General features: G+C 58.5%; 31 protein-coding genes and 1 pseudogene. 21 read left to right on the top strand and 11 right to left on the bottom strand.

Annotation, left to right across the window (positions count from 1 at the left end; all coding sequences use genetic code 11):
* Positions 1-284 precede the first annotated feature (284 nt).
* The 3 genes from JUF21_RS03245 to JUF21_RS03255 all read left to right on the top strand — a co-directional run bounded on the left by JUF21_RS03245 (position 285) and on the right by JUF21_RS03255 (position 1,452).
* Positions 285-641 (top strand): iron-sulfur cluster biosynthesis family protein, encoded by a 357-nt coding sequence (locus JUF21_RS03245; protein WP_203624534.1) that lies wholly within the window; start codon positions 285-287, stop codon positions 639-641.
* Between the two features lie 78 nt (positions 642-719).
* Positions 720-1,139, top strand: coding sequence for a GNAT family N-acetyltransferase (locus JUF21_RS03250; protein WP_125756135.1), 420 nt, complete (start codon positions 720-722; stop codon positions 1,137-1,139).
* Positions 1,140-1,158: 19 nt separating this feature from the next.
* Positions 1,159-1,452 (top strand): hypothetical protein, encoded by a 294-nt coding sequence (locus tag JUF21_RS03255; RefSeq protein ID WP_125756133.1) that lies wholly within the window; start codon positions 1,159-1,161, stop codon positions 1,450-1,452.
* Positions 1,453-1,508: 56 nt separating this feature from the next.
* On the opposite strand, the gene JUF21_RS03260 is transcribed toward JUF21_RS03255, so the two are convergent.
* The gene (locus tag JUF21_RS03260; protein ID WP_203624533.1) at positions 1,509-2,534 is read right to left on the bottom strand and encodes a zinc-binding alcohol dehydrogenase family protein; all 1,026 of its coding nucleotides are present in this window, start codon (positions 2,532-2,534) and stop codon (positions 1,509-1,511) included.
* An 83-nt stretch (positions 2,535-2,617) separates the two neighbouring features.
* Here JUF21_RS03260 and JUF21_RS03265 point away from each other — a divergent pair, with 83 nt between their 5' ends.
* Entirely contained in the window at positions 2,618-3,058 is a 441-nt protein-coding gene (locus tag JUF21_RS03265) for a hypothetical protein (RefSeq protein WP_125756129.1), read from the top strand.
* 72 nt (positions 3,059-3,130) lie between these two features.
* Here JUF21_RS03265 and JUF21_RS03270 read toward each other — a convergent pair whose 3' ends face one another.
* Together JUF21_RS03270 and JUF21_RS03275 are read right to left on the bottom strand one after the other, a co-directional pair.
* Positions 3,131-3,601: a hypothetical protein gene (locus JUF21_RS03270; protein WP_125756127.1), complete on the bottom strand. Its 471-nt coding sequence runs from the start codon at positions 3,599-3,601 to the stop codon at positions 3,131-3,133.
* The gene (locus tag JUF21_RS03275) at positions 3,598-4,776 is read right to left on the bottom strand and encodes an AI-2E family transporter (RefSeq protein ID WP_203623558.1); all 1,179 of its coding nucleotides are present in this window, start codon (positions 4,774-4,776) and stop codon (positions 3,598-3,600) included. Before JUF21_RS03275 ends, JUF21_RS03270 begins: the two co-directional genes overlap by 4 nt.
* A gap of 219 nt (positions 4,777-4,995) precedes the next feature.
* Between JUF21_RS03275 and JUF21_RS03280 the strand changes: the two genes are divergently transcribed.
* Together JUF21_RS03280 and lexA are read left to right on the top strand one after the other, a co-directional pair.
* Positions 4,996-5,187 carry a hypothetical protein gene (locus JUF21_RS03280; RefSeq protein WP_203623557.1) on the top strand — a complete coding sequence of 64 codons (192 nt, stop codon included), beginning with the start codon at positions 4,996-4,998 and terminating at the stop codon, positions 5,185-5,187.
* Positions 5,188-5,309: 122 nt separating this feature from the next.
* A complete protein-coding gene (lexA, locus tag JUF21_RS03285; RefSeq protein WP_203623556.1) occupies positions 5,310-5,936 on the top strand; it encodes a transcriptional repressor LexA in 627 nt (208 codons plus the stop codon).
* Between the two features lie 157 nt (positions 5,937-6,093).
* On the opposite strand, the gene JUF21_RS03290 is transcribed toward lexA, so the two are convergent.
* The 4 genes from JUF21_RS03290 to JUF21_RS03305 are packed head-to-tail and all read right to left on the bottom strand — an operon-like array spanning position 6,094 to position 8,475.
* Entirely contained in the window at positions 6,094-6,567 is a 474-nt protein-coding gene (locus JUF21_RS03290; RefSeq protein ID WP_203663081.1) for a hypothetical protein, read from the bottom strand.
* Between the two features lie 10 nt (positions 6,568-6,577).
* Positions 6,578-7,522, bottom strand: a complete 945-nt coding sequence (locus tag JUF21_RS03295) for an AEC family transporter (RefSeq protein WP_203663083.1) — start codon at positions 7,520-7,522, stop codon at positions 6,578-6,580.
* Positions 7,523-7,576: 54 nt separating this feature from the next.
* Complete coding sequence (locus JUF21_RS03300) at positions 7,577-8,119, bottom strand: 5-formyltetrahydrofolate cyclo-ligase (protein ID WP_203623554.1); 543 nt, start codon at positions 8,117-8,119, stop codon at positions 7,577-7,579.
* A complete protein-coding gene (locus tag JUF21_RS03305; protein ID WP_203623553.1) occupies positions 8,119-8,475 on the bottom strand; it encodes a DUF488 domain-containing protein in 357 nt (118 codons plus the stop codon). The genes JUF21_RS03300 and JUF21_RS03305 overlap by 1 nt, the downstream gene beginning before the upstream one ends.
* 123 nt (positions 8,476-8,598) lie before the next feature.
* On the opposite strand from JUF21_RS03305, the gene JUF21_RS03310 reads away from it, so the two are divergent.
* Together JUF21_RS03310 and JUF21_RS03315 are read left to right on the top strand one after the other, a co-directional pair.
* Positions 8,599-9,525, top strand: coding sequence for a magnesium transporter CorA family protein (locus JUF21_RS03310; protein ID WP_203623552.1), 927 nt, complete (start codon positions 8,599-8,601; stop codon positions 9,523-9,525).
* 57 nt (positions 9,526-9,582) lie between these two features.
* Entirely contained in the window at positions 9,583-10,524 is a 942-nt protein-coding gene (locus JUF21_RS03315) for a magnesium transporter CorA family protein (RefSeq protein WP_203663085.1), read from the top strand.
* Here the strand turns inward: JUF21_RS03315 and JUF21_RS03320 are convergent.
* A complete protein-coding gene (locus tag JUF21_RS03320; protein ID WP_203663087.1) occupies positions 10,515-11,885 on the bottom strand; it encodes a class II fumarate hydratase in 1,371 nt (456 codons plus the stop codon). The genes JUF21_RS03315 and JUF21_RS03320 overlap by 10 nt on opposite strands.
* Entirely contained in the window at positions 11,885-12,769 is an 885-nt protein-coding gene (locus JUF21_RS03325; RefSeq protein WP_203623549.1) for a LysR family transcriptional regulator, read from the bottom strand. Before JUF21_RS03325 ends, JUF21_RS03320 begins: the two co-directional genes overlap by 1 nt.
* Before the next feature lie 275 nt (positions 12,770-13,044).
* Here JUF21_RS03325 and JUF21_RS03330 point away from each other — a divergent pair.
* The 3 genes and pseudogenes from JUF21_RS03330 to JUF21_RS03340 form a co-directional block, all read left to right on the top strand.
* A pseudogene (locus tag JUF21_RS03330) lies at positions 13,045-14,706 on the top strand (malolactic enzyme); the annotation flags it as partial.
* A 2-nt stretch (positions 14,707-14,708) separates the two neighbouring features.
* Positions 14,709-15,695: an AEC family transporter gene (locus tag JUF21_RS03335; RefSeq protein WP_125756102.1), complete on the top strand. Its 987-nt coding sequence runs from the start codon at positions 14,709-14,711 to the stop codon at positions 15,693-15,695.
* 202 nt (positions 15,696-15,897) lie between these two features.
* Positions 15,898-17,391: a metallophosphoesterase gene (locus tag JUF21_RS03340; protein WP_203623548.1), complete on the top strand. Its 1,494-nt coding sequence runs from the start codon at positions 15,898-15,900 to the stop codon at positions 17,389-17,391.
* Positions 17,392-17,435: 44 nt separating this feature from the next.
* Here the strand turns inward: JUF21_RS03340 and JUF21_RS03345 are convergent, their stop codons facing one another.
* Positions 17,436-17,936, bottom strand: a complete 501-nt coding sequence (locus JUF21_RS03345) for a peroxiredoxin (RefSeq protein WP_203623547.1) — start codon at positions 17,934-17,936, stop codon at positions 17,436-17,438.
* 138 nt (positions 17,937-18,074) lie between these two features.
* Here JUF21_RS03345 and JUF21_RS03350 point away from each other — a divergent pair, with 138 nt between their 5' ends.
* From JUF21_RS03350 to JUF21_RS03365, 4 genes are all read left to right on the top strand, one after another.
* Positions 18,075-18,251: a hypothetical protein gene (locus JUF21_RS03350; RefSeq protein WP_203663089.1), complete on the top strand. Its 177-nt coding sequence runs from the start codon at positions 18,075-18,077 to the stop codon at positions 18,249-18,251.
* Positions 18,248-18,568 (top strand): hypothetical protein, encoded by a 321-nt coding sequence (locus JUF21_RS03355; RefSeq protein WP_203663091.1) that lies wholly within the window; start codon positions 18,248-18,250, stop codon positions 18,566-18,568. The genes JUF21_RS03350 and JUF21_RS03355 overlap by 4 nt, the downstream gene beginning before the upstream one ends.
* A 93-nt stretch (positions 18,569-18,661) precedes the next feature.
* Positions 18,662-19,009, top strand: coding sequence for a hypothetical protein (locus JUF21_RS03360; protein ID WP_203623545.1), 348 nt, complete (start codon positions 18,662-18,664; stop codon positions 19,007-19,009).
* Positions 19,010-19,135: 126 nt separating this feature from the next.
* A complete protein-coding gene (locus JUF21_RS03365) occupies positions 19,136-19,585 on the top strand; it encodes a universal stress protein (RefSeq protein ID WP_203623544.1) in 450 nt (149 codons plus the stop codon).
* Between the two features lie 44 nt (positions 19,586-19,629).
* On the opposite strand, the gene JUF21_RS03370 is transcribed toward JUF21_RS03365, so the two are convergent.
* Positions 19,630-21,975 carry a cation-translocating P-type ATPase gene (locus JUF21_RS03370; RefSeq protein WP_203623543.1) on the bottom strand — a complete coding sequence of 782 codons (2,346 nt, stop codon included), beginning with the start codon at positions 21,973-21,975 and terminating at the stop codon, positions 19,630-19,632.
* 128 nt (positions 21,976-22,103) lie between these two features.
* On the opposite strand from JUF21_RS03370, the gene JUF21_RS03375 reads away from it, so the two are divergent.
* The 6 genes from JUF21_RS03375 to JUF21_RS03400 all read left to right on the top strand — a co-directional run bounded on the left by JUF21_RS03375 (position 22,104) and on the right by JUF21_RS03400 (position 26,842).
* Entirely contained in the window at positions 22,104-23,003 is a 900-nt protein-coding gene (locus JUF21_RS03375; protein ID WP_125756088.1) for a proline iminopeptidase-family hydrolase, read from the top strand.
* An 80-nt stretch (positions 23,004-23,083) separates the two neighbouring features.
* The gene (locus JUF21_RS03380) at positions 23,084-23,407 is read left to right on the top strand and encodes a hypothetical protein (RefSeq protein ID WP_203623542.1); all 324 of its coding nucleotides are present in this window, start codon (positions 23,084-23,086) and stop codon (positions 23,405-23,407) included.
* Positions 23,408-23,527: 120 nt separating this feature from the next.
* The gene (locus tag JUF21_RS03385) at positions 23,528-24,046 is read left to right on the top strand and encodes a GNAT family N-acetyltransferase (RefSeq protein WP_203623541.1); all 519 of its coding nucleotides are present in this window, start codon (positions 23,528-23,530) and stop codon (positions 24,044-24,046) included.
* 9 nt (positions 24,047-24,055) lie between these two features.
* Positions 24,056-25,222 carry a cation:proton antiporter gene (locus JUF21_RS03390; protein WP_125756082.1) on the top strand — a complete coding sequence of 389 codons (1,167 nt, stop codon included), beginning with the start codon at positions 24,056-24,058 and terminating at the stop codon, positions 25,220-25,222.
* Complete coding sequence (locus JUF21_RS03395; RefSeq protein WP_125756080.1) at positions 25,219-25,872, top strand: HAD hydrolase-like protein; 654 nt, start codon at positions 25,219-25,221, stop codon at positions 25,870-25,872. Before JUF21_RS03390 ends, JUF21_RS03395 begins: the two co-directional genes overlap by 4 nt.
* Before the next feature lie 268 nt (positions 25,873-26,140).
* The gene (locus JUF21_RS03400; protein ID WP_239061424.1) at positions 26,141-26,842 is read left to right on the top strand and encodes a LysM domain-containing protein; all 702 of its coding nucleotides are present in this window, start codon (positions 26,141-26,143) and stop codon (positions 26,840-26,842) included.
* The last annotated feature ends 46 nt before the right edge of the window (positions 26,843-26,888 follow it).

A 26,888-nucleotide genomic window follows, 5' to 3' on the forward strand; every position in this document is an offset into this window, starting at 1 on the left:
GCGCAAAAAAGGCCATCACTGGGTGGGTGATGGCCAAGGAGTAAGGATTGGCGAAACGGCTGGGCGGCCGTCTCGCGATTTTTACTTTGGAGGAGTAAAAATGAAAAAGTTGGGTATGGGTATGGAAATGAGTGGGTGGCTCATTTCTATACAGGTTAATTTAGTCCCATAATGTGAAGAAATTGTGACGTTCACGGCCCTAATCAAAAAAATTTTGCTGCGCCAAGCACAATCAATTGCCCTTTTCAAAATCAGGGCTTAGGCTAAGCCTGGAGGTGCATGAAATGGAGCTAACTTTTGACGACGCGGCGGCAACGAAGATCCAGCCGCACCTGGGACCAGACAAGAAATTGCTATTAACGTTTGAGGATGGAGTCGGCCAGTACTCGCAGCACGCCATGATCCACATGATGATTCAATTCACGCTGAATGTGGTGGCTCAAACCGCGCCCACCGACGGGTACAACGTTGTGGTCGACTCGAACCTGGGGCCGATCCTGATCAAGGACTACTCGGCCGAAGACCTGGATGAACACCTGACCGTCCACCTGAACCAGACGTTGAACACGATGCAGCTCAGCGGGGATGGAGGCGTCATCGACAGCGACATGGGGTTCTTGGATTTTACTGAAAAGAAATAGGCCAACACGACTTTCTCTTGAATTAAGTGCGGCTTGGGTTAAAATTTAACCTGGCAACTGAATTCGGGAGGTTAAATTTTGAATTACACGTTTGAATCGGCACTGACGATCCATGAAATCAAGGCGCTTTACGGCGCGGTCCACATGACGCATTACCTCAATGACCCAGCGGAAACGGCGCGCGGCATTGCCAATTCGACGCTACTCACAGCGCGCGACGGCGACAAGCTGGTCGGCGTGATTCGCGGCGTGTCGGACATGCACACCATTGTCTTTGTGCAGGATCTGATCGTGCTGCCTGAGTATCAGCATCAGGGCATTGGCACCGAGCTGCTGGACCAATTCGACGAGTACTTCAAGCAGGTCGACCGCATTGTGATCGTCACGACCAATGAAGCCATGGCGGCTTTTTATGAACACGCCGGCTTTAAGCGCGGCAGCGATACGAAGGTGGCCACGTTTGTGCGGCCGCGCAAGCTGCTGGAGCCGAAGTTCTAGTCCGAGCAGGGAGGCAGACATGGAGCCAACAGAAAACGTCTCAAGAGAGCAAAAAGCCGAAGGGGCCAACCTGCTGCTGGAGCAGGGCTACATCACCGAGCGCGACGAGCCGGCCATGATGGACGAGAAGTGGTGCGATGAGTACCTAGCCCAAGTCAACGACGAGCTGCGCCTGCGCACGCTGACCCCGCGCGGCACCTTGAAGCTGTTCCACTACTACATGGGCCCTGGGTCGATCATTTTTGATCCCAAGCGCTTCTCCGAGGCGCAGGCTAAGGCCGTGCTCCAAAAGGCGCTGGGCTTTGCCAAATAGGCTCAATCGACAAAACAAGGTGAAGACGCCATGAAACGTCTTCACCTTGTTTTCATTTACCCTTCAAAAGGTCCATCAAGGACGATCTTGCCAGTTTGGTGACCGGCCATCAAGGTGGCCAGGCCAGCCTTGATGTTGGCAATGGTGATGCGATCGTAGCGGGTCGTGACGCTGGGATCGAGCAACCCGACTGACGCCAGCGTGGCCAACTGAGAGAGAATGTGGCCCTGGCTAGCCATGTCATGGTGGTAATCGCTTTTCGCGAACATGAACTCAAAGTCGAGGCTTGCCGCTTTGCCCTTGAGCGCGGTGACCTCCAGCGGTCCCTGCGGCGTCGCGAGCGCGCCGACGTGGCCAAACGGGGCGACCAGTTGCGCTGCCAGTCCCAGGTAAGGCTCGGTCGCGTATAAAATGGCGACGGCATCGACGATCGGATAGCCTGCCTGGTGGACGGCGCCGATCAAGTCGTCGTGGTAGTCCAGCGGGACGGCCGTGCCGTGTTGCGTCAGCCAGTCAAAATGCCGCGGACTGGCAGTGGCGAGCACGGTCATGCCGGTCCAGTGCGCCAGCTGGCTGAGCATCGAGCCCACACCGCCTGCGCCGTTGATGATCAGCAGGGTCTTGCCGCGGTTGGCGTCTGCGGCCGGGGTGAAGTGCATTTTTTCAAACAGCAGCTCCCAGGCGGTCAAGCCGACCAGCGGCAGCGCGGCCGCCTCGCCGGCCGTCAAATTGGCTGGCGCCGCGGCAATCAGGTCGGCGGATACGGCCTGGAACTGCTGGAAGCTGCCGGGGCGCTTGGTGGTGCCGGCGTACATGACGCGCTCGCCTGGCTTAAACCGGGTGACGCGGCTGCCGACTGCGGCGATCGTGCCGCACGCGTCGTAGCCGAGGATGCGCGGCTGCGTCTGCTTGGCCAGGGCTGCGCGCTGCTTTTCATCGACCGGGTTGAGGGCGATGGCTCGAACCTGGACGACCACATCATTTGCCCCGGCACTGGGCCGCTTCAGGTCGATCGGCACCAGGCTGGTGGGATCATCAAGGGCCAGGCCGTCATAGGCGGCAAAGCCAAGGTTTTCGAACATAGAATACGACTCCCTTCGAATGTGCTATATTAATTGTAGCTGTTTTTGACTTGCTTGATGAACTTACTGAAAGAAGGCCGCGTATGCGCAGCAATAAAAAGGGGTCGCGGACCCAGCTTTGGATCAACCTGCTCTTATTTGTGTTTGGCTGCTTGTTCAGCTGGTTTGCGTGGTACGTGACGCAGCCGCAGACGCCGATCGCGATGACCGCCGCGCTCAGCTTCGGCTTCGGCACGGTGATTCTCCTGGGGCTTTTGGCCTACTTTGATTCTGCCGCCCACACGCGCGTGACCCGGTTCTTCATCGACTTCCTGTTCGGTCTGGCCATCGTGGCGCTGCTGTACGTGTACCTGATTGGGCTGCTGCTGATGTGGCAGGTGATCGGCGCGACCGTGCTGCTGGTGGCGGCATTGGCCGGGCTGTTTGCCTTTCGCCAGCCGAATCGCCCAATCGACCGCGGCCCGATGCCGCCGGATTACTTCGGCGAGCAGGCGCACGATCATGACCCGGATGCCGGCAAGTAAGCCGGCTGGGCAAATTAAAACCGCTTGACCTGTCTGTGACGGGCCAAGCGGTTTTGCATTTCAATGAAAAAATTACTGGACCTGCTGCACGCGGATCTCGACGTTTTGCGGCACCCGCGGGCGCAGCACTTGGATCAGCGACTGCAGATCGCTGCGGAAGGTCAGGCGCACGAAGCGGCGGGCGGACAGGCCAAACACAGCCACGACCATGGCCTGGCCATTGGGCAGCTGCAGTGGGGTCAAGGTGACACCGACCAGGCGCGTGTAAGGGATGACCCGTGAGAACAGGCCCACGTTGATCAGGCGCGTTGGCGTCAGGCCGGTGCTGCCTGTCATCACGGTCAGAGTCAGGAAGGCCGCCATGAAGACGACATAGTACATGTTGCCGACGCCGGTGCTGACGAACCAGAAGCCAAAGAAGACGGCCATGACCAACTGAAAGGTCGAATACGCGCCGCGCACGTCGATTTTACTCTGCCAGAACAGGTAATACGCGCCCAGTCCGATCAGTGCGGCATCTAAAAGTATCAGAAAAGTGTTCATTTTGAGTTATCTGCTTTCTCCTGCGAGGTGAGTTGCAGGGTCTTGTCGGGAACATCGCTGGGGTAGAGCCCGGAGACTTGCTGGTACCATCTGAACAGGCGCACCACCACGATCTTGATCACCGCAAAGCCGGGGATTCCCAAGATCACACCCACCAGTCCGAACATGGACCCTGCTGTCAGCAGGACCACGACAATGGTGATCGGGTGCATCTCTAGTTTACTCCCCATGACAAACGGGGAGATCAATTGCGTCTCGAGCAGCCACTCGATGAAGAAGACGACGATTACCGCGATGAACATCTTCGGCCCCTGAATGGCGCCCATGATCAGCGCTGGCACCATCGCGAGCGCGGAACCAAAGTAGGGGATCAGGTTCAACGGTGCCGCCAGCATCCCAAAGATCAGGCCGTAGCGCAGGCCGATGATCGAATAGCCGACCATGAAAATGATCCCGACGGCGATGGCGACGGTCAGCTGGCCTTGCACGTACGAGCCGACCTTGACGTTCATCTCGTGCAGCATGTCGCCAAAGCTCTTGCGCTGCTTGGTTGGGACCAGGTGCAGGATCATTGGCGTGAACTTGTTGCCCTCTTTGAGCATGAAGAACAAAATGATCGGCGCGGTCGCCACGGTAACCACCACGGTGCCGACAGTGGAGATGATCGAGGACAAGGACGACAGCGTCCCCGACAAGATGGTCGAGCCGCGCTTGGAGACCCAAGTTTGGATCTCGCCGGCGAACTGACTCAGCTGCTTGTCGCTGAAAATGTTCTGCTGGTTATTCAGGTCGGTGATCCACCGGACGAACTCGTCCCAGTAAGTCGGAGTCGCATTAATGAAGCTGCGCAGCTGGCTTTCGATGGGCGGCACAACGCGAGTGATGGCTAGGACGATCAGCCCAATCACGAGGAGGAAGACCAACGCGATGGCCAGCAGTCGGTTGAGGCCGCGCTGATGCAGCCAGTTGACGACGGGGTTGAGCATGTAGAACAGGATTCCGGCGAGGATGAACGGCGGGGCGACGATGCTCAGAAAACTGACCACAGGCTGAAACACCCAGGCAATTTTGGTGAAAATAAAAATCGCGAGCAACGCGAGCACCAGATCGACCAGGATCACGGCAAACTTGTTGTTTAAAAACCGCTGGTAAAACTGTGAGCGTTTCGTTTGCATGCGCGCACCCCTTTGAGTTTGTTGACTACTTCTATGATACCTAAATGAGGGGGTGAAAGCGAATCCGGCGCAAGGCTGATTTGTTTGTGAATTGTAAAGAATAAATGCCAAGTGCCGGCCGAATTGCCCCGAATGTAAATTGATTATATACAGAACCTTTACAAAAGCAAGATTTCGGGTATAATCAGAACTATCAAAATTACGAGAGGGGGGCGTCCAATGAGTATGAAAGTCATGAAGTGGAGTCTGCGCGCATTGATCGCAGTGACCGTGGTCCTGCTAGTCATCAATACCGTGCTCGGAATCGGGCTGATCGCAGTCGACATGTTGTTCGGCGGCGTCTACCTGATGCAGCGCAATAAGTGCGACCGCCGGCAGCTGCACCGGCTGGACCTGATGCATCGCTTCTAGGGTTCACATGAGACCGCTTGGGCGGTCTTTTTTGATGCTTTCCTAAGCTGCGGTCCTTTTGCTTGCAAACAAGCGTTCCCGCTGGTATGATAAAGAAAACTAGAGAGCGGAGGCGGACGGCCATGCCATCCCAAGCAAGTCAGAAACGTTGGAAGCAGATCCTACACACGATTCATGATTCAATTCAAACCAATGGGTTTCCACCAACCGTGCGGGAAATCGGCAAAAACGTGGGCCTCAGTTCCAGCTCCACGGTCGCCGCGTACCTCGACCGGCTCCTGGCGGAAGGCTACATTGCCAAGGACCCGGCCAAGCCGCGCACGCTGATGCTGACCAAAGCCGGCTTGTCATACATCGGGATTGCCGAAGAAGGCATCCCAATCGTCGGTACGGTTGCCGCCGGGGTGCCGATCACCGCGATTGAGAACATCGATGGCTATTTTCCGATTCCAGATGATCTGGAGTACATTGCAGATGACCTGTTTATCCTGGAAGTTTCCGGTTCGTCCATGATCAAGATCGGCATTCTGGATGGCGACAAGCTGATCATCAAGAAGCAGGAAACCGCCGAGAACGGTCAGATTGTGGTCGCCATGACCCAGGACGACGAGGCGACGGTCAAGCGCTTCTACCGCGAAAACGGCGGTGTGCGGCTGCACCCGGAAAATGATTCCATGTCGGACATGTACTTCGACGACGTCTCCATTCTGGGTGTGGTCGTTGGCCTGTACCGCAGCGAAGTTAAATAAGCACAAACGTCAAAAGGCTGAGCCATCAAGCGGGTTTAGCTCAAAGCACAAGCGCCCCTGCGCCACGATTTGTTTTTAAAATCGCGGTGCAGGGGCGTTTGTGCGCTTGGACGTTGCTTTATGGAACGCGACTAAGCAATTTTGGCTTACTTTCTCTTTAATGTTTAATGGTGCTGAGGTCGTCGTTTTTGACCTGCCGAAACAGGGGCCCGTCCGGCAGTTGTTTGATCTTGGTCGCACTGAGCTTCTGGAAGACCCATGTGCTGCTTTGCGCATTCGGCTGCGCGCGGCCGGTGAAAGTGTATGTGTGCTTGCACAGGACCAGCCTGGCGGCAAACACCCCGGCACTGGCCGTCGCATAACCGGCCTGAGCCTGCGAATAGCGCTGGACGTCCACAAAGTAGCCATCAGTTGAGGCGGTGATCTGCAGGACTTCACTCGCATCCGCAGTGTTGACCCAGTAGTGGCCGATCAGATCATCCATGCCGGCCTTGGTGTTGGGCCGTTTTTTCGGTGCCGCCTGTTTGCTGATTTTGACGCTGCTGCTCGAGCTGGTTTGCGGCGCTTTTTTTTGACTGCCGCAGCCGGCGAGGACCAGCACCAGCGCAGCGCTAAGCAGAATTTTCTTCAATGTATTTACCTCACAGATGTTGCACTAAGGTCATGACGATTGGGATCACCACGATGGCAAACAGGGTGGTTGCGGAGACGGTGATCGCGGCGTTTTTCGAATCGGCGCCGTACAGCTTGGCGACGACCGGGGCGTTAGTCATGACCGGCATGCAGGACTGCAGGATGAAGACTTGCTTCATGAGCAGCGGGACCGGGGCGAAGGCGACCAGCGCGTACATCACCAGCGGCGCAAAGACGAAGCGCCCAGAGAACACGCCGAGCAGTTCGCGGTCGAAGCGGATGTTTTTGATGCCGGCCTGGTACATCGCGATGCCGATGAAGAACATGGAGCCCGGGATGGTCAGGTCACCAACGTAGCCTAAAGTGGCCGAGAGAAAGCTCGGCAGCTGCACATGCAGCAGGACGAGCACGACGCCGACCATGAAGCCCAAAAGCGGCGGCGAGAAAATTTTCCCCAGCGTCTGCTTGAGGTCAAAGTGGGCGGCGTGCGGGCCGTCGCGCTGGATCAAGTAAACCCCGATCGTCCAGAAAATGGTGGTGTTGGCCATGTAGTAAACCAGCACATACGGCACGCTTTTCGGCCCAAACAGCGCCAGGTTGACCGGCAGGCCGATAAACACCGTGTTGGAGTTAAAAAACATGGACTTGAACAGGCCGCGGCGCTTGGGGTCAACGCGAATCACGCGCGCCACCACAAAGGACAGGGCAAACAGGACGGCCATCGACAGCACTGGAAAGCGCAGGTCCGGCAGCAGTGCCGCCAGCTCCCTTGCGGAAAAGCGCGAGCAGATGGTTTCGATCATGTAGGCGGGCAGGGCGACCTGGGTGACGACCTTGGCGATCACACGGCTGGAGCGGTCGTTGAACCACCCCAGGGCGGTCAGCCCGTAGCCGATGGCGACCAGGATCAAGATCTCGGAGACCCCGCCTAAACTTGAGAGAAAACTAGTCAAAAAATTACTCCTCACATGCGGCAAACACCTTGCCGCTGGTTTTTCGCTGCGAGACTAAACGGTCAGCAGCGTTTGGATCAGGACGTCGAAAGCTTCGACCGGCCACGCCGGCGCGGCAAAATTCATGACACTGGGGACCAAAGCGACGGTGGGGCCATCGTACTTCGCCAAGAAGCGGTCGTAGTAGCCGGCGCCAAAGCCGATGCGGGCGCCGGTGGCCGGTACGAAGGCGACCCCGGGCACGATCACCAGGTCGGGGTGCTGATCGACTGCGGCCTCAACGTAAGGGGGCTCGGGGATGCCGAACTTGCTGGTGACGCGATTGGCGCTGCCTGGGTCTTTCAAAAAGGCCATTTGGCGGTGCGGCATCACGCGCGGCAGCAGCACCGTTTTGCCGGCCTGCTGCGCCGCTTCGATAATGCCGCCGGTGGTCACTTCGATCGGGCCGCTGACGGTGGTGGCGATAGTGCGGGCGGATTGCCACTGCGGCAGCGCCAGCAGCTGGTCGATCAGGCCGGCACTTTCGGCCTGCGTTTGCTTGGCCGCAGCGTTGAGCCGCTTGAGCTGGGCCTTGCGGAATTCGGGTTTGGTTTGCACTAGCCGATTTTCTCCTTCAGGTAGTCTGCGAGCACCGTGGCATTGTTGTCAGCTTCATCCTTGGCCCCGAAGAGCAGGAGCACTTTGTCGGTGTCGAGCTGGCGAATTTTTTGCAGAAAATCCGGGGTTTCCGGATTGGCGTCGAGCTCGGCAATGTAGCGGCGATTGAATTCCTCGGCTTTTGCCGGGTCGTGGCCGTACCACTTGCGCAGTTCGGTTGATGGGGCAATTTGCTTGGCCCAGTCGTCGAGCCGAGCGTTGATCTTGCTGACGCCGCGTGGCCAGACCCGGTCGACCAAAAGCCGGTACCCCTCCGGCTGCTCATGGGCGTAAATCCTAACGGGAATGAACTCCATCGTGAAGACTCCTTTCTGAAACTACCAATACCCAAATTAAAGGCTTATTCAAGGCGCGGGTCAAGGCAGTTGGGACTGCCTTGAAGTGCTAAACTTAAAACCATCAAGTTCAGGAGGTGTGAGATGCATCTATTAACCACACTTGGCGTGAAAGGGAACAGTCCAGCCGCCGCCCCGCAGTGGCTGTCCGTTCAGGAGGCCACCCAGGAAGAATGCCACGACCTGGCCGCGCAGTATCACATCCCCATCGACTACATGACCCCGGTGTTCAACGCCCACGAGAATCCGCGCGTGGAAGGCATGGACGATAAAAGCGGGGCCGGCCTGATCCTGGTGCGCTGCCCGTACCAGACCATCAGCAAAAATGGGGAGCGGACCTACGCGACCAGTCCGCTGGCAATCATCATTCAGGATGACCTGGTGACGACGGTCAGCCCGCGCAAGCTGACCATTCACAACCGCTGCCTGCAAGCCAGTGCGACCACGGCAGACCCAATCGTCTATTCGCTGAGTGTGCTGAATCTGGTGTTTGCCCAATTTCTCAATGACACGGACCAGCTGGCGTCGCAGACCCAAAGCATGGAAATTCGGGTCGGCAACGCGTCACACAACACGCTGCTGTATGAAATCATGGCCGTGGAAAAAAGCCTGGTCTTTTTCACCTCGGCCTTAACGGACTCCCAGAATATCTGGCCGCAGCTTCAGGCGTCGGCGTATTTTGCCAGTGACCCGGCTCACCGCCGCAAGCTGGTGATCGCCGAGCGCACCGCGCACCAGGCCTACACGCTGGCCCAATCCAACTCGGCGATCCTCGACCAGTATAATGCCACGGTGTCCTCGGTGGTGTCGAATAACCTTAACCTGATCATGAAGGTGCTGACGTCGGTGTCCATCATCATGACGATCCCGAGCATCGTCGGCAGTCTGTGGGGCATGAACACCCGCGTGCCGTGGCAGCAAAGCATCTGGGGGTTTTGGGCCCTGATTTTTGCCACCATTGTCCTGTGTGTGGCCACAGCATACTGGCTGCACAAGAAGGACTACTTCTAAAGCGTCGGACGTGCAAAGCGCGAGGGCACCTCTCTACAATTAAAGGGGAGGTGTCTTATGCAAAAAGACTACGCGATCAAACAGTCTCAAACCACCAGCGCCACGGAAACCAGCGGGGCGTGCTGGCACTGTGTCTTTGACCCAAGCGAGGCTGAGCTGCAGGCCTTAAAGGCGCAATACGAGTTGCCGGACGGCTACGTGGAAGCGGCGCTTGACGACCACGAGGACGCGCGCAGTGAAGCGTTGCGCGAAGGCGCTGACGCCCCTGGCTTCATCCTGGTGCGCGAACCTTATGCCTACCAGGGCGATACGGGCCATCGCACGTACGCAACCATGCCGATCGCCTTGATTTTGCTGGCCGATGAGCTGGTCACGATCAGCCGCGACAAGCCGCGGCTCATGGATGCATACTTGCAGGCGCTGGACCAGGTCGAAACCGCCGACAGCTTGGCCTTGCGCATTGTCGACCGGGTACTGGACTGCTACACCAAGGACATTGACGATATGGCCGACAGCACGCACAAGATGGAAAAGCAGGTCAAGAATTCGGCCAAGAACACACTGATTTGTGAAGTGATGAGTCTGGAAAAAGGGCTGGTGTACTTCAACGCTGCGCTGACTCGCACCAAGACCCTGGTGGCGGACATCCGCGATAGCGACCGTTATTTTCTGGCGGCCAGTGATGCCCGTGTCTTGTTTCTGCTGGACGTGAAGGTGCGCCAGATCCTGACGACGGTGGCAAGCACTGAGGAAATTTTGGATCAGTACAACAGCGCGATTTCCTCGGTGGTCGGCAACAACTTGAACCTGATCATGAAAATGCTGACGTCGGTGTCGATCCTGCTGGCGATTCCGCCCATCATTTCCGGCATTTTTGGCCAAAACACCTGGATCCCCTGGAAGGGTCAGCCGGTGTATGGGTTCTGGCTGACGCTGGCGCTGGCGGCGGGCATCAGCGGCGCCGTGGCCTGGTGGCTGCACCGCAAAGATTACTTCTGAGCGGCGTTGGTCATTTTCAGCGGGTCGACCCACGCGTCAAACTGTTCGGCTGTCACTGCACCTGAGGCGAGCGCTGCCTCGCGCAGCGACTGGCCGTTTTTTTGTGCCGTTTGAGCTAGCTTAGCCGCTTGCGCGTAGCCGATGTGCGGCGAAAGAGCCGTGACCAGCATCAGGGAGCGGTCGACCAATTCTTGCATGCGGGCCTGATTGACGCTGAGGCCTTGCAGTAGCAGCTGGTCGAACTGAGTCATGCCGCCGGCTAGCAGCGTGCAGCTTTCCAGCACGGTGGCGCCGATCACCGGCTTGTACACGTTCAGCTCAAAATTGCCCTGACTTTCGGCGATGGCGATGGTCGTGTCATTACCCATGACTTTCGCGGCGATCATGGTCAACGCTTCCGCCTGCGTCGGATTGACCTTGCCCGGCATGATCGAGCTGCCGGGTTCGTTGGCTGGGATGGTCAGCTCACCGTAGCCGCCGCGTGGGCCGGATGCCAAAAAGCGGATGTCGTTGGCGATTTTCATGAGGTCGGCGGCCAGCGTCTTCAAGGCGCCGTGAACGGCAGTCAGTTCGCTGTGAAAGGCCAGCCCGTGGAACTTGTTGGGCATTTCGGTGAAGGGCAGGCCAGTTAGCGTCGCAATTTGGGCAACCATGGCGGCCGTCTGCTCTGGGGTGGTGTTCAGGCCGGTGCCGACGGCGGTGCCCCCTAAAGCGAGCGTCAACAGCGGTGCCTGCAGCGCTTGCAAGGTGGCCGCGTCTTGTTCAAGGGTGGTACGCCAGCCGGAGACCTCCTGGCCGAAGGTGAGTGGGGTGGCGTCTTGCAAGTGGGTGCGGCCCAGCTTCACGACCTGGGCGTAAGCGGCCTCCTTTGCCTGCAGGGTCTGGATCATGGCCGCGGCCGCCTCAGCAACTTTGGTCACGGCCGGGTAAACGGCCATGTGAAGTGCAGTGGGGAAGGTGTCGTTGGAACTTTGACCGCGGTTGACGTCGTCGTTGGGCAGCACCGGCCGGCCCAGCGCGACGCTGGCCAGGTGAGCCAGCACCTCATTGACGTTCATGTTGGTTTGCGTGCCGCTGCCGGTTTGGTAGACGTGCAGCGGAAAGTCGGCCATCAGCTGGTCATCTGGCAAGGCCTGCAGCTGAGCGGCGGCGTCAATGATGGCCTGCCCGACCGCCTGGTTCATGCCTGCCTTCATGTTCACCGCAGCGGCAGCGGACTTAATGGTCAGCAGCGCCCGGATGATTGCCGCCGGCATCAGCGGGCCGGTTTTAAAGTTGTGGCGGGAGCGCTCGGTTTGCGGGCCCCAGGCCGCACCATCCGGAATTTCAACTTTGCCCAAGGCGTCTTTTTCAATGCGCATTATTGCTCTCCTTCTTTTAATAATAATTGCAGCAGTTGATCGGTGGCCGGCGTTTGCCGCAGTGTGCGGCTGGTGACCAGCGCGATGTCAAAGGTCGGCTGGCCGGGATCGGTCAGGGGGATGGTCACCAGGTGATCGGCCGGTTGGACCGCGATTTGCGCCAGCAAGGCGATGCCGACGTTGGCCTGCACCATGTGCTTGAGCAGCGCCACGTCCTGCGTGCGGTACACCACGCTGGGCTGAATGCCGGCGGTGTGGGTGAACCATTCGAAGGCTTTGGTGTGGACAAAGCCTTCCGCCAGGGTCACGAACGGTTCGTTTTTGAGTGCCGCAAAGGCCAACTGCTTGCGCGCAGCCAGCGGATGTTCTGGCGATACCACCACCGTGAACGGCACGCGCCGCAGCGGCTGCACAGTCAGCGCCGGTGCGTTCAAAGGACCGGTCGATCCCAGCAAGGCGCCGTCGAGGTGGCCGGCGCGCAGGTCGGCCAGCAGATTCTGCGAGCCGGCTTCAACGGTTTGCAGCTGGTCGATCAGTCCCGCCTGCATCAGTGCCGGTGCGAGCGTCGGAAAATAGAAGTTGCCGATGATCGGCGGCAGACCAAAGCGAATCTTGCCGCTGCGCGCGCGCGCCAGCTCTGCCTCAGCAGCGGTCAGCTCCGCGGTGATCACCCGGACGTGGGCAGCGAGCGTTTCGCCGGCCGGTGTGACGGTGATGCGGGCGTGGCTTTGGTCGCGGTCGATCAGCTGGATGCCGAAGTGCGTCTCCAGGCGTTTCAGCGCCATCGTGATGGTCGGCTGGGTAACACCAAACTGGGCGGCCACCTGAGAGAAGTTTTTGATTTTGGTCAAGGCCTCAAAGTATTCTAAGTCGCGCGTGTTCATGGCTTGCCTCCCTTGCTCATATAAAGAAAGATTAACACAAAAGTCGGCGGTCGGAATGCCGATTAAGTGAAAAGAGAATGATAAGCGCCCTTGGCTGCGTAGGCGGCGAATAATTATTTAATTTATTTTTCGCCGTGAAAGTGAGGCTCGGTTCGACCACCTGCAAAGCGGTGGTCAGCCTGCTCATATAAGTAAAGCGTATTAAATTGCCCGCGTTTGACTATATTTTTGTATGCCGCGTAAAGTGACCTCTGTAATCAAATAGGAGGACACATCACATGAAATACACACCAGAGCAATTACTTCACGATCCATTTTTAAACAAGGGCACCGCTTTTACCGCTGAGGAGCGCGCCAAGTACGGTCTGAACGGGCTGCTGCCAAGTGCTATCCAAACCTTGGATCAGCAGGTGACCCAGGCCTATGCCCAGCTTCAAAGCAAGCCGACCGACTTCGCCAAGCGCCAGTTTTTGATGCAGCTGTTCAACGTCAACCATGTGCTGTTCTACAAGCTGTTCTCCGAGCACATTGTGGAATTCATGCCGATCGTTTACGACCCAACCATCGCCGACTTCATTGAAAACTACTCCGCAATTTTCGTTGAGCCGCAGAACGCGACCTACCTGAGCATTGACGCGCAGGATGACATGGAAGCCGCGTTGCGCCACAGCGCCAACGGCCGCGACATTCGCCTGATCGTCGTGACTGACGGCGAAGGCATCCTGGGCATCGGCGACTGGGGCACGCAGGGCGTCGACATCGCGGTCGGCAAGCTGATGGTGTACACCGGCGCTGCTGGCATCGACCCAAGTCAGGTGCTGCCGGTTGTCCTGGACGCCGGGACTACCCGCAAAGAACTGCTGGATGACGACCTTTACGTCGGCGTACGGCACGAGCGTGTTTACGGCGAACACTATCACGCCTTCGTTGACAAGTTCGTGGCGACGGCCGAGAAGCTGTTCCCACACCTGTACCTGCACTTTGAAGACTTCGGCCGCGCTAACGCCGCCGACATTCTCAATCAGTACAAGGACCAAATCACGACCTTTAACGACGACATTCAAGGTACCGGGATCATCGTGCTGGCCGGGCTGTTTGGGGCCATGAACATCTCCAAGCAAAAGCTGACCGACCAGGTGTACATGAGCTTTGGGGCCGGCACTGCCGGCGCGGGCATCACCCAGCGCGTGTACGACGAGTTCCTGCAGCAGGGCATGGCGCCGGCCGAGGCCAAGAAGCACTTCTACTTGGTCGACAAGCAGGGTCTGCTCTTTGACGATGACGAGACGCTGACCCCGGCGCAGAAGCCATTTGCTCGCAGCCGCAGTGAATTTGCGAACGCTGATGACCTGACGACGCTGGAAGCTGCCGTTAAGGCCGTGCACCCGACCGTTTTGGTCGGCACCTCCACGCAGCCTGGCAGCTTCACCCAGCCAATCGTTGCCGAAATGGCCGCGCACACCGACCGGCCGATCATCTTCCCACTGTCCAACCCGACCAAGCTGGCCGAGGCCAAAGCCGAGGATCTGATCAAGTGGACCGACGGCCGCGCCTTAGTTGCCACCGGGATCCCGGCTGCTGATGTCGTGTACAACGGCGTCACTTATGCCATCGGCCAGGCCAACAACGCCCTGGTATACCCAGGCCTTGGTCTGGGCACGATCGCCGCAACCAGCAAGCTGCTGTCTGACGCGATGATCTCTGCCGCTGCCCACAGCCTGGGTGGTCTGGTCGACCCTGACAAGGCCGGCGCTGCCGTGCTGCCGCCAGTTTCCAAGCTGGATCAGTTCAGCAAGACGGTCGCAATCGCAGTGGCGACTCAGGCGGTCAAAGATGGCTTGAACGAAGAACCAATCCCTGACGTCAAACAGGCGGTCGCTGACATGCAGTGGACCCCTGAATACCGCGACCTCACCGATGTAGAAGTGGAGGACTAATTGTGACTGCCTTATACACGAGTATCGAAAGTGTTTTAACCATTGTTTTGATGATCGCGCTGGGCTACATTCTCCAGCACAACGGCTGGTTTGATGAAAAATTCGGCCAGACCATCTCTAACCTGCTGATGAAGGTCGCGCTGCCGGCGTCTATTTTCATCCAGGTCCTGCAGCGGCTGACCCGCAGCAAGCTTATCAGCCTGTCCTCAGGGCTGGTGTACGGCTTTGGCGCCGTCGCGCTGGGCTACATCGTGGCCTTCATTCTGGTCAAGCTGCTCAAGGTGCGCCCGGGCCGGCGCGGGACGTTCATCAACATGTTCGTCAACGCCAACACCATTTTCATCGGTCTGCCGCTCAACATGGCGCTGTTCGGTGACAAGGCGACTGCGTACTTCCTGATGTACTACGTGGTCAACACGGTGTCCACCTGGACGCTTGGCGCGTTTTTGATGAGCTGGGACGACCCGACCAAGATCAACGGCGAGGTCGGCACCAAGGCCAGCTTCAACTGGAAAAAGCTGCTGCCAGCACCTTTGGTTGGCTTCCTGGTCGCGCTGGTCTTCCTGCTGCTCAACATTCCGTTCGTGAATGTGGGCTGGCTGAGCTTCGTCGTCAACGCGATGACGTATGTCGGCAGCCTCGTGACCCCGCTGTCTCTGATTTACATCGGGATCATCCTGGCCAAGGCTGGGTTCAAGACCATCAAGTTCGACCGCGACTCGGTCGTTGCACTGCTCGGCCGCTTCGTGGTCGCACCGCTGCTGATTTTCGCGCTGATCACCATTGGGCTGAGGGCCGGCTTCCATGTACCAAGCCTTGAAGCGAAGACGCTGATTGTTCAGGCTTCCGCACCTGGCCTTGCCGTGCTGCCAATTTTGGCCACGGAAGGGCACGGCGACGTCGAATACGCGACCAACGTGGTCACACTGTCGACGGTGCTGTTCGTCATCGTGGTGCCGATCATCATGCTGCTGATCCAGGGGATGTAAGTGGCACGTTCAACTAAATCGTTCAACGAAGGCGCACTCAGGCAACTGAGGGCGTCTTTTTTATCCGGTGATCGTCAGTTGCCTCTTGAATGGGCTTTCACAATGCCGGCCTTGGGTGTACCCTAGACATTAACAAACTTATGTGGCCAGTTGGCGATTCGTCAACAATTGCCAGTGAACACGAGAAAGGAGTGTTGCGCCGATGGATCTGGGCAGTCTGCATCTTTTCATCTTATCTGATCTGCATCTGGGGAGTACTCGCCACACCACGGCGGCCTTCCACCATGCGCTGGTCAACATGCACCGCCTCGACCCGCACGCGGCCGTGGTGATCGCGGGCGATGTCACGGACTGGGGCGACCCAGCGCAGTTTCAGGACGCCTGGTCCTCTTTGGAAAAGGTGCCGGCCGACCAGCTGATCGTCTGCCTGGGCAATCACGATGTGCGCGGGCCGCATGAGCTGGACTTCGACAACGATCAGGAAAGCGATCCGCAATACTTTCGCACGGTCACGATGCCCGAGTATCAGGCCCACTACCTGAGCCGCGTGCCTGGCGCAACGCCCTGGCAGCCTTACTTCACGGTGGACCTGGGCGATTACCACTTCATCGTCATGAACTCGGAAAAAGGGCTGAAGGACGGCGCCTACATCTCGGCCCAGCAGGTGGCCTGGCTTGATGCGGAGCTGCAGGCCGGCGAGGACGGTGGCCAAAAGAATCTGGTGCTGGTCCATCAGCCGCTGCGCGATACGCACTGGCGCAGTAATTTTGGCGGTGGCTTTGGCATTCAGGACGCCGTTGTCAAAGATGTGCTGCGCCGGCACCCGAATACTTTCATTTTGTCCGGGCATATTCACAACGGCTTTGGCGTGGCCGAGGCCATCCCGCGCGATTTTGGGACGTGCATTGACTTGCCCGCGTTTGCCCTCAGCGAGAACGGCTACGATGGCGCGGGGCTGGCGTATTACTGCACCTTCAGCGCCCGGACGATGAAGTTTGCGGCCTGGGACCTGGCCATTAATCGGCCGCTGCCGCAGTACGACCTGAACCTGAACACCACGACGCTGGCGGCGGCGTTGCCCAGCATTGAAAAACGCGACCCAATGGCGGCCGCACGGGCGCTGCAGCTGCTTCACCGCAATTATGCGACGGCCACCTTTGATGATCCGCGCACCGATTCGACGCCTGACGTGCCGGCGGCACAACTCTTTGGCCCGCAGGTGCAGGCCCAGGTGGCCGAGCTGATCGGCAGCGCCCGGCCGCGGCGGGCACTTTGCCCGCCACTTGATCTCAAGCCTTACCACGCCTACTTTGCGCGGCGCGATGACGCCATCGAGACGCTGAGCCGGCTGAGTGACAACCTGCTTCATGGGCAGGCGGCGGACGCGGCGGTTGAGGCCCGGCTGACCCGCCAGTTTGTCCAGGCGCGCGTGGCGGCGGTGATGCCGCAGATGATCAGGTTCAGTGATGCGGCGCTCGCCGCCTTAGTCGACGAGGCGCAGCGGCTGTTGGTCGGCGTGTTTCCGCGCGTTGACCGCAGCAATCTGGAAGCGGCCATCGCGGCCCACAGCCAGGATGAGGCGCCGGCAAGTCGTTTGCTCGTGGCTCAGGCGCGTTACCTGTTGAAGGACCGAGCGGCCACTCAGCCGGCGGTTGATCGCATGGTCGCGCAGTTGAATGCGTTACAGGGGATATAAAAAGCTGCTGTGCAAATGCGTTGCACAGCAGCTTTTTGGATGGGTTAGTGCTTGGCGTGAGTTTCCAGGTAGGCCAGGGCACTGTCGTAGTCAGGTTCATTCGTTTGTTCGGTGATCAGCTCACGGTAGACGATTTTGCCGTCCGGGTCAGTGATCCAGACGCTGCGGGCGTCCGTGTTGTTGGCTGCCAGGTAAAGCCCCATGGCCTTGCCAAAGCTGGCATCGGCGTCGGACAGCAGGCGCATGTTTTTCACGCCTTCATTGGCGCACCAGTGCTTTTGCTGGTCCAAGGTGTTGGTGGAGATGGTGTAAAAGTTGATCCCGTCGAACCGGTCGGCGGCTTGGTTAAAGTTTTTGGTGGAAATGCTGCAGACGCGCGTGTCAATGTCTGGCACCACCGAGATCAGGCTGTAGCGGCCCTTTAGGTGGGACTGGTCAAACGGCGTCTGGTCGGCAGTGGTCACGTTAAATGCAGGCAGTTCGTGGCCAATCAATGGCGGCTGGCCGTTAGTCTCTTGTGCTTCGCCATGACGAGTGATTTGCATGATGTAGCCTCCTTTTGCAATCTACGTTCAGTGTAGCATATCCCTCGCGGTTTGGCAGGCCTTGCCACTGGCCGCTGGGCAAGGCGTCTTGCTACAATTATCCTGTACCAGTGGGTAATCTGATAAGGAGGGGGCATCATGGGCCAAACTGTCGTTATCTATTCATCGCAGACTGGATTCACACAGGGTTACGCGCTGTGGATCGCGCGAGTGCTGCATTGTGAAGTGTTAGATGTGGCGTTTGTCACGCCAGACGACTTGATCCACACGCGCCTGGTGATTTACGGCCGCACGCCACCAAGCGCGGCGGCGTGACCGGCTTTCGGCCCTTCTATCAGCAGTACCAGTTGGCGCTGCCGCATCAGCTGATCGTATTTGGCACGGGCCTACTGCCGCCTGAGCAAATCGATTTGCAGGCGCTGCGCCAGCACACGTTTCGCACCTGCCGCACGCAGCCGCAGCTCTTTTACTTTGACGGCGAAATGGATCCGGCCAGCATGCCGCTGCGGATCAAGCTGCCGTACTACTCGCAAAAACGCAAGCTCAAGGCCAAGCCGCCAGCCGGGGGCATGGCCGTGGTTCGACCGCTGCTGGACGAGGTGGCCAGACTGGAGGCAAGCGGTGTGATTTGAGGCAGCTCACTAATTGGTGGGGCACGCGGGAAGAATCCGGCAGAACCGGAAAAAGTTTGGTACACTTAAACAAACAATATCCGGAGGCAATTCATGACAATTGATAACAACCAACTAGTGACTCGCTACTACAACCTGAAGGCAAAAAACGCCGATTTGTTCAAGGCCGTCACCGATTATGTGGACGCGCAGGTCGCAGCCCTTTACGCTCAGTTGAATGACCATTTCGTCGACACCATCACCATCGACTTGGACGAGCTGATGACCATCGCTGCCAAAACGGCGCCGCACCTGGATCCCGCAGAGCTGGAAATCGCCGTGACCAACAATGTGCACAAGCACCTGGATGCCCTGGGGTTGTTCGTGGTGCCGCAGCCGTACACCGACGCCAACACCGTGGTCGCCAAGCTCAACTTTTTCAACCACAGCCGCTACTTTTAAACGGCGCGCCGCTGCCTGGACTCCAGGCGGCGGCTTTTTGCGGCCAAAATTAATGTGACGCCGGCCCCTATTGTTCCCGCCATAACGCCTGGATATGGTACAAATAAGGGGAAGGGAGTGGTCCAGATGACAAAAGACCGAATCTTAGTGGCGTTTGATGGCTCTGCCGCCGGCGCTGCGGCGCTGGAAAAGGCGGTGGCGATCACCGAGATGGACGACGCCAGCATCGACCTGCTGTACGTGATTGATACCCGCAGCTATCAGGTCGGCTTTGCCCAGCAACCGGACGTGGACGGCACGATTTTGTACAACGCCGAAACGCGGGCGGAAATCGAGCTGGAAGAGCAGGCCAAGCCGCTGCGGGCGCGGGGCATTGAAGTGCGCACCCACCTGCGCTTCGGCAATCCGCGCACCGTGGTCGCGCTTGACGCGCCCAAGGATTATGACAGCAGTTTGATCATCCTCGGCCGCTCCAGCAAGCGGCTGACGTCGCGCATGTTTATCGGGTCGGTGGCCAGCTTCGTCACCGAAAACGCGCCGTGCGACGTGCTGATCGTGGCAAATCCCAATGCTTAGGATAAACCAAAGGCCGGTGCAATTTTGCACCGGCCTTTTGCGTGCTAGAAGCGCCAGTTGATTTTAGACAAGATACGCCGCCCGAGAAATTCCTGAAGCAGCAGGTAGACCGGCACGCTGGACGCCAGCAGCGGCAGGTAAAACAGCGCCCGGCCCCAGTCCCACAGGTTCGCCAGCGCGAATACGCGATTGACCACAAAGAAGGTCAGGAAGAACATGATGGCGACCAGCAGGACCATGGCCGCCTTGTACCGGTTGAACGGCCGCGAGACCAGCAGCACCACGTGGTATTCGATGACGCCGATCATGAAGACGACCAGTGTCGAGGTCAGGGCAAACGACCAGTTGAACACATACTCGAACCGCGTCAGCAGCAACGTGTAAATCACGATGGCCAAGGCGGCGGGCGCGGCGATTATCATAACTTTTTGCAGAAAACGGCCAGTCACGCGGGTGAAGTTGGGCTCAAGCGTCAGGAAGAACGACGGAATGGCCACGCAGATCGCTGACACCGGCGTCAGGTTGATCGGCGTGATGGGGTAATCCAGCGGCAGGAAGACAAAAATCGCGGTGAGGATGACCGAAAAAATCGTTTTAATCAGGTACATCGACGCCACACGCTCAATGTTGTTGATGACGCGGCGGCCTTCATTCAGTACCCCAGTCATCGCGTCAAAGTTCGAATCCAGCAGCGTGAAGTCGGCAATCGACTTGGCGGCCTCGGCGCCGCTCGCCATCGCAATCGCACAGTCGGACTGGCGCAGCGCCGGGACGTCATTGACGCCGTCGCCGGTCATCGCGACCGTGTGGCCATTTTGTTGAAGTGCCGCAATCAGTTGCTTCTTCTGTGGCGGGGTGACGCGGCCAAAGACGGTGTAGCGCTCGGCCAAGGCGTTAAAGTCGGCGTCATCGGCCACGGTGCTCATGTCGATGGCCTGGTCGGCATGCGGCAGCGCCGCCTGCTGCGCCACATTGGCGACGGTCAGGGGATTGTCACCGGAAATCACCTTCAACGTCACGTCCTGTGTGCCGAAGAAGGCCAGGGTTTCGGCTGCCGCGGGGCGGACCTCATCGGCGATGGTGATAAAGCCTAGCAGGCGCACGGCTTGCAGCGGGGTGGTCAGGCCGCGGTCCGTGGCCGCCACGGCCAGGACGCGGAAACCGGCCCGGGTCGCTTGCTGGATCCGCTGCCGGCTGGTTTCTGGGAGGCTGGCGCCAAAAATAAATTCCGGCGCGCCCATCAGCAGGCTATGACCGTCGGCGAACGTGGCCCCGGACCACTTGCGCGCCGACGAAAACGGCACCGTGCTGAGAGTGGTCACACTAGGTGTTTGCGGCCAGGCTTGCTTGATGGCCAGCGCCGTTTCGTTGTCATCGTTCAACGCGTAGGTCACGGCTACGGCGGCCTGGCTGACGGTGTCCTCGGTTTCACCCCGCTCGGGGTAAACTCCAGCCACGCGCAACTGGCCGGACGTGATGGTACCGGTTTTGTCCAGACACAAGACGTCGACGCGGGCCAGCGCCTCAATGGCGGGCAGGGCGCTGACCAGCACGCGCTTGCGGCCTAGGTTCATGGCCGAAACCGCCAGCGCCACGTTCGTCAGCAGCACCAGGCCCTCGGGAATCATGCCGATCATCGCCGCGGCGGTGGACAGGATCGCCCGGTTGTAATTGCCGCGGCGGATCATAGCGACGGTGAAATACACGACGCCCAGCGGAATCAGCACGTAGGTCAGAATCTGGATGATGCGGTTGATGGTTGCGAGCAGTTGGCTTTGGGGATGACGGGCGGCCTTGGCAGAATCGGTGATCTTTGCGGCAAAAGTATCGGCGCCGACTGCAGTGGCCTGCATCAATAGCTGGCCGGCAACGATGAAGCTGCCGGACATCAAGGCGTCGCCGGGATGTTTAGCGATTGCGTTGGCCTCGCCGGTCAAGGGACTTTCATCGACCTCGGCGCCGGCGGTTTGCCGGATCGTGCCGTCGACGGGAATCTGGTCGCCGCGGTGCAGCTGAATCAGGTCGCCCAGGACAATTTTCTCTTGCGGCACCGCGGTCAGTTGCCCATCGCGCATGACCTGTGCCGGGGTTTCAGCCAGAATCGTCATTTTGTCGAGCTGCCGCTTGGCACGCAGCTCCTGGAAGGTGCCGATGGCGGTGTTGATGATCGCCACAAACAAAAAGAGCAGGTTGGCGTAGCTGCCAGTGGTGGCAATCAGCACACCCAGGGCCAAGTTGACGAAGTTGAACAGCGTCAGCGTGTTGCTTTTGATAATGGCGCTGGGCGAGCGAGTCAAGCTGACGGGTTTCGTGTTGTGCTCGCCGGCGGCCATTTTTTTGGTCACTTGCTGGCTGGTCAACCCGGTGAGGGGTGTTTGCTCAAAAGCCATTGCGCCACTTCCTTCCTTTTTCTCTATTTTAACGAATTGGCACGCGGCGGACGCGCAATGACCCTTGCTTAAGATATTTTTATCGCGCGGCAAAAGGTGCATAATTGATGCAATAGGAGTTGATAACGATGAAAACAGCACCAAATGGGACCCATTTTGTCACCCTGGCCAACGGCTATCACCTGTGGACTCAGACCCGTGGGCAAGGGAAGATTCAGTTGATGACGCTGCACGGCGGCCCCGGCGGCACCAACGAAGTGTTTGAAAACTTCGCCGAGCAACTTGCTCCGTACGGCGTACAGGTCACGCGCTACGACCAGCTGGGCTCGTGGTACTCGGATCAGCCGGACTGGGACGACCCGGCCATTCGCGCAAAGTTCTTGAACATTTCGTATTACGTGGATGAGGTCGAGGAAGTCCGTCAGCAGCTGGGCCTGGACCAGTTTTACCTGCTGGGCCAAAGCTGGGGCGGGGTGCTGGCCATCGAATACGCGCTGAAGTACGGCGCGCACTTGAAAGGCCTGATCCTCAGCTCGATGATCGACAACCTTGACGAGTACATCGATAACATCAACGCGATTCGCGAGAAAATGTTTTCGCCGGCACAGGTGGCCTACATGAAGCACATTGAAGCCGAGCACGCCTTTGATGACCCGAAGTACCAGCAGCTGGTCGCCGAGCTGGGGGAGCACTACCTGCACCACGCCGCGGATCCGCAGCCGCGCCACCTGATCTCGACCATGGCCACACCGGTTTACAACTACTTCCAAGGCGACAACGAGTTCGTGATGGTAGGCGCTCTGAAGGATTGGGACCGGCGCGCGGACATCGGCAAAATCACCGTGCCGACGTACCTGACCTTTGGCGGCCATGAGACCATGCCGCTGGCCGCCGCGCAGCGCATGCAAAAGTCCATTCCGCACGCGACGCTGCACATCACGCCCAACGCCGGCCACGGCCAGATGCTCGACAACCCGGTCGATTACTTCCAGCACCTGGGTGAGTGGCTGGCAGCGCAGAATCGCTAACTCGGCTGGGTGAAATAGTCAGCCGTTAGCGGTTACATTTGCCGGCGAGATTGGTATGATGGACTCAGGAGGCGATGCACATGTTCAAGGACACGAAGGCACTCGTGAAACAAATTGCAGATACCGCGTCAGAACCGTTGCACACGTTTGATAACACGATCAAAGAGAATCCTGATCTGGTGATCCCGCTGGCCGTTATTCATGTGGTGCCGATCGCACTGATGATCATCGGCACCACCCAAGTGATCCTGGGCCACCAGAAGCTGAAGGCGGAAAAAGAGCGCACGAAGCAGGCCAAGCTGCGGGCAATGATGCCGCATCACGGCCCGCACTGCGGCCGCCATCACGGCCCGAAACCGCCGATGAAATTGATGGCGGCGCACCACGAGCTGCCAACCGAATAGTGATTCAAAGCCGTCAATTTGGCGGCTTTTTTGTGGCGTCAAGCAACGCAGACAAATTGCCAAGCCGGCCATTTTGCGCGACAATAAATCTACTATTACAATTTTGGGCGGAGGTACATCATGGCAACAATATACGTACGCAAAGGCACAGCAGCAGACATTCCGGCAATCATGGGCATTATTGAGGACGCACGCGCATTTCTGCACGCCCAGCACATCAACCAGTGGCAGGGGACTTATCCGGATAAGCCAGCAGTTGAAGCTGACATCGAAAAAGAGACCAACCGCCTGCTGATCGTCGATGGGGCGGTGGCCGGCAACGCCAGCTTGCTGGAAGGGCCGGACCCCTTCTACGGTAAAATCGATGGTGACGGTTGGCAGGGGAACGCGCCGTACATGATGATCCACCGCTTCGCTGTCTCCGCGAAAATTCGCGGCCAGCACCTGAGCAAGCTCTTCATGTCGAACCTGATCACCGAAGCATACGGCCGCGGGTTCCGCGACCTGCGTATTGACACGCACGCCCAGAATCAGATCATGCAGCACGTCATCTTGGGCAACGGCTTCACGTACCGGGGCATCGTGTATCTGGATGAGCCGGTCCCGGAGCGCAACGCCTACCAGCTGCTGCTGCAGTAAGGAGGACATATGGCCTATTTGGGCACTTTGGCGCTGATTTTGCTCGCCACTCTGGTGCTGAGTCATTTTAGTTTACAAATCGGGATTCCCGCGGTGATCGGCGAACTGCTGGCCGGCATCCTTTTTGGTCCCGCGGTGCTCGACTGGCTCCATCCCAGCACCATGATCACCGAGTTTTCGGAGATCGGGGTGGTGCTTTTGATGTTCATCGCCGGGCTGGAAAGCGACCTGACGCTGCTGAAAAAGTATTTTCGGCCAGGGGTGCTGGTCGCGGTGATCGGCGTCATCGTGCCGGTGGTGACGATTTTTGCCTTTGCCGAGCTGTGGGGCTTTTCGTTTGTGGCCGCCGCGTTTCTGGGCATTACCTACGCCGCGACGTCGGTATCCATTTCCGTCGAGGTGCTCAAGGAGCTTAACGCCTTGGATAGCAAAAGCGGCGCGACCATCCTGGGCGCCGCAGTGGTCGATGACATTTTGACGGTGATCATCCTGAGCGTGGCCGTCAGCGTGTTCGGCACCGGCAGTGCAACGAGCACGGCGCCGCTGTGGCTGACCCTGCTGGAAGAGGTCGCGTACTTTGGCCTGATTTTCCTGGTGGTTAAGTGGCTCGCGCCGTTTGTCATGCACATGGCCGAGCGGCTGCTGCCAAGTTCCTCGGTGACGATCGGGTCACTGCTGCTGTGCCTGGGGATGGCGTACTTGGCCGACCTGTTCGGCCTGTCAGCGGTGATCGGCGCGTTCTTTGCTGGAGTGGCCGTCAGCGAAACCAAGTACCGCGCAGAGGTGGACAAGGCGCTTGAGTCAATTGGCTACGCGGTGTTCATTCCTGTGTTCTTTGTCTCGATCGGCATGAACATGCGCCTGGACAGTATCGGCCGCGACTTCTGGTTCATCGTCATCATGACGGTGCTGGCGCTGCTCACCAAGTGGATCGGCTGCGGTGCCGGGGCTAAGCTGTCGGGAATGTCTTGGCACGAGGCCAACATCATCGGCGCCGGCATGGTCAGCCGCGGCGAAATGGCACTGATCGTCGCCCAGATCGGGTTTGATGCGAACCTGCTGCACCGTGATTTTTATTCCAGCGTCATCATTGTGATTATTTTGACCACGCTGATCGCTCCGTTCATGTTGAAGGACGCCCTGAACCGCCACCGCGCACTGGAGGAGAAAGCTTGAAGACTCTGTTTTTTGACCTAGATGGCACCATCGCCGATTCCCAAGAGGGAATCATCAACAGCATTCACTACATGATCCAAAAGCAGCACCTGCCGCTGCTCGATGATGACACCTACCGGCAGTTCATCGGTCCGTCGCTTGGCAGCAGCCTTAACAAGTATTACCCGGCGCTGTCCGAGGCCGAGGTCGACCAAACCATTCAGTACTACCACGAGTTCTACCTGGCCACGGGAATCTTCCAGCAGAGCCTGTATCCCGGCATTCTAGAGGCCCTGGACCGGCTGATGCGGGCGGGGTATTCGCTGAACATCGCCTCAGCCAAGCCCGAACCGATGGTGGTTCAAATTGCCGAGCGCTTCGGGCTGAACCGCTACTTCACCGGGCTCTACGGCGCCACCATGGACGAGCGGGTGCGCTCGTCGAAAACGGCGGTGCTGGAATACGCGCTGAAAGAAAGCGGCGCCGACCCGCAGCAGGCGCTGATGATCGGCGACCGCGACACCGACATGATCGGCGGGGCGAACAACCACGTCAAGACCCTCGGGGTTACGTACGGCTTCGGCGATGCGGCCGAGCTGGCCAAGGCGCACGCCACGGCCGTCATCGACGCGCCGGGAGAGTTGCCGCGCGGCGTCGCGTCATTGTTGTAAAAAGTGAGCAACCGCGTCTGGTGAGCGATCGCCAGGCGCGGTTTTATGCCTAAAAAGTGAATTTTGCCTCAGTTATGCGACATTTTCATGACAATAATACAAATTTTCCATGATTCGTAACGTGGCTGTGGTATCCCTGTGACCTTCAATCGTTAACATGGTGAGTGTTGAATTGATACTGGACAAAACTTAGGAGTGAATAATTATCAAAAACTCACATTTAGCATGGCTCTTCACAACGGCAGCAGCCTTAAGCACGGCAGTGGTCATGGGTCACACCACCACCACGACCGATGCTGCTACCACAGACGAGTACGTGGTTAAAGCGGGTGATACTCTGTCTGCGATTGCCGCAGCTATCAACACGAACGCCGACAAGCTGGCCGTTGCCAACAACTTGGCCAATAAGAATCTCATCCACGTCGGGCAGATTCTGAAGGTGACTGAAGCAGCTGCTAAGCCTGCCGCCCCGACGACTTACACCGTCAAAGCTGGCGATACGCTTTCAGACATTGCCAAGACCACCGGCGTCAGCCAGGCGACCCTGGCTTCTCTGAACAACATTACTAACCCTAACCTGATCGCGGTTGGCCAGGTCCTGAAGCTCACCGGCTCCGCCGCACCGGCCACCACGCCTACCCAAACCGCAGCGCAGACTAGCGCTCAGCCGCAGGCCCGCAGCTACACGGCGCCGAAGAGTTACAGCGCGCCGCGGACCACGACCAGCTACACCAGCAGCGCCTCTGGCAATGAGGCCGCCGCGAAGGCTGCCATCGCCCAGCGCGAATCAGGCGGTTCCTACAGCGCCCGCAACAGCCAGTACATCGGCAAGTACCAACTGACCAATTCCTATCTGCACGGCGATTACTCCGCCGCCAACCAGGAACGCGTCGCCGATCAGTACGTCTCCAGCCGCTACGGCAGCTGGTCCAAGGCCCTGGCGCACTCGAACGCATACGGCTGGTACTAAACTTAAACACGCATCCGCTTTGACACCGCCACCGCATTTTGGCCGC

The organism is Lacticaseibacillus sp. 53-4 (genome assembly GCF_016861805.1).
Lineage (GTDB): Bacteria > Bacillota > Bacilli > Lactobacillales > Lactobacillaceae > Lacticaseibacillus.

What these genes read in the sequence shown, in the direction of transcription:
- JUF21_RS03400 (WP_239061424.1), top strand. Translation starts at nt 26,141, where the DNA reads ATGGGTCACACCACCACCACGACCGATGCTGCTACCACAGACGAGTAC.
- JUF21_RS03280 (WP_203623557.1), top strand. Translation starts at nt 4,996, where the DNA reads ATGAGTATGAAAGTCATGAAGTGGAGTCTGCGCGCATTGATCGCAGTG.
- lexA (WP_203623556.1), top strand. Translation starts at nt 5,310, where the DNA reads ATGCCATCCCAAGCAAGTCAGAAACGTTGGAAGCAGATCCTACACACG.
- JUF21_RS03315 (WP_203663085.1), top strand. Translation starts at nt 9,583, where the DNA reads ATGCAAAAAGACTACGCGATCAAACAGTCTCAAACCACCAGCGCCACG.
- JUF21_RS03370 (WP_203623543.1), bottom strand. Translation starts at nt 21,975, where the DNA reads ATGGCTTTTGAGCAAACACCCCTCACCGGGTTGACCAGCCAGCAAGTG.
- JUF21_RS03365 (WP_203623544.1), top strand. Translation starts at nt 19,136, where the DNA reads ATGACAAAAGACCGAATCTTAGTGGCGTTTGATGGCTCTGCCGCCGGC.
- JUF21_RS03255 (WP_125756133.1), top strand. Translation starts at nt 1,159, where the DNA reads ATGGAGCCAACAGAAAACGTCTCAAGAGAGCAAAAAGCCGAAGGGGCC.
- JUF21_RS03375 (WP_125756088.1), top strand. Translation starts at nt 22,104, where the DNA reads ATGAAAACAGCACCAAATGGGACCCATTTTGTCACCCTGGCCAACGGC.
- JUF21_RS03345 (WP_203623547.1), bottom strand. Translation starts at nt 17,936, where the DNA reads ATGCAAATCACTCGTCATGGCGAAGCACAAGAGACTAACGGCCAGCCG.
- JUF21_RS03340 (WP_203623548.1), top strand. Translation starts at nt 15,898, where the DNA reads ATGGATCTGGGCAGTCTGCATCTTTTCATCTTATCTGATCTGCATCTG.
- JUF21_RS03270 (WP_125756127.1), bottom strand. Translation starts at nt 3,601, where the DNA reads ATGAACACTTTTCTGATACTTTTAGATGCCGCACTGATCGGACTGGGC.
- JUF21_RS03350 (WP_203663089.1), top strand. Translation starts at nt 18,075, where the DNA reads ATGGGCCAAACTGTCGTTATCTATTCATCGCAGACTGGATTCACACAG.
- JUF21_RS03320 (WP_203663087.1), bottom strand. Translation starts at nt 11,885, where the DNA reads ATGCGCATTGAAAAAGACGCCTTGGGCAAAGTTGAAATTCCGGATGGT.
- JUF21_RS03305 (WP_203623553.1), bottom strand. Translation starts at nt 8,475, where the DNA reads ATGGAGTTCATTCCCGTTAGGATTTACGCCCATGAGCAGCCGGAGGGG.
- JUF21_RS03325 (WP_203623549.1), bottom strand. Translation starts at nt 12,769, where the DNA reads ATGAACACGCGCGACTTAGAATACTTTGAGGCCTTGACCAAAATCAAA.
- JUF21_RS03260 (WP_203624533.1), bottom strand. Translation starts at nt 2,534, where the DNA reads ATGTTCGAAAACCTTGGCTTTGCCGCCTATGACGGCCTGGCCCTTGAT.
- JUF21_RS03265 (WP_125756129.1), top strand. Translation starts at nt 2,618, where the DNA reads ATGCGCAGCAATAAAAAGGGGTCGCGGACCCAGCTTTGGATCAACCTG.
- JUF21_RS03385 (WP_203623541.1), top strand. Translation starts at nt 23,528, where the DNA reads ATGGCAACAATATACGTACGCAAAGGCACAGCAGCAGACATTCCGGCA.
- JUF21_RS03275 (WP_203623558.1), bottom strand. Translation starts at nt 4,776, where the DNA reads ATGCAAACGAAACGCTCACAGTTTTACCAGCGGTTTTTAAACAACAAG.
- JUF21_RS03390 (WP_125756082.1), top strand. Translation starts at nt 24,056, where the DNA reads ATGGCCTATTTGGGCACTTTGGCGCTGATTTTGCTCGCCACTCTGGTG.
- JUF21_RS03380 (WP_203623542.1), top strand. Translation starts at nt 23,084, where the DNA reads ATGTTCAAGGACACGAAGGCACTCGTGAAACAAATTGCAGATACCGCG.
- JUF21_RS03360 (WP_203623545.1), top strand. Translation starts at nt 18,662, where the DNA reads ATGACAATTGATAACAACCAACTAGTGACTCGCTACTACAACCTGAAG.
- JUF21_RS03310 (WP_203623552.1), top strand. Translation starts at nt 8,599, where the DNA reads ATGCATCTATTAACCACACTTGGCGTGAAAGGGAACAGTCCAGCCGCC.
- JUF21_RS03245 (WP_203624534.1), top strand. Translation starts at nt 285, where the DNA reads ATGGAGCTAACTTTTGACGACGCGGCGGCAACGAAGATCCAGCCGCAC.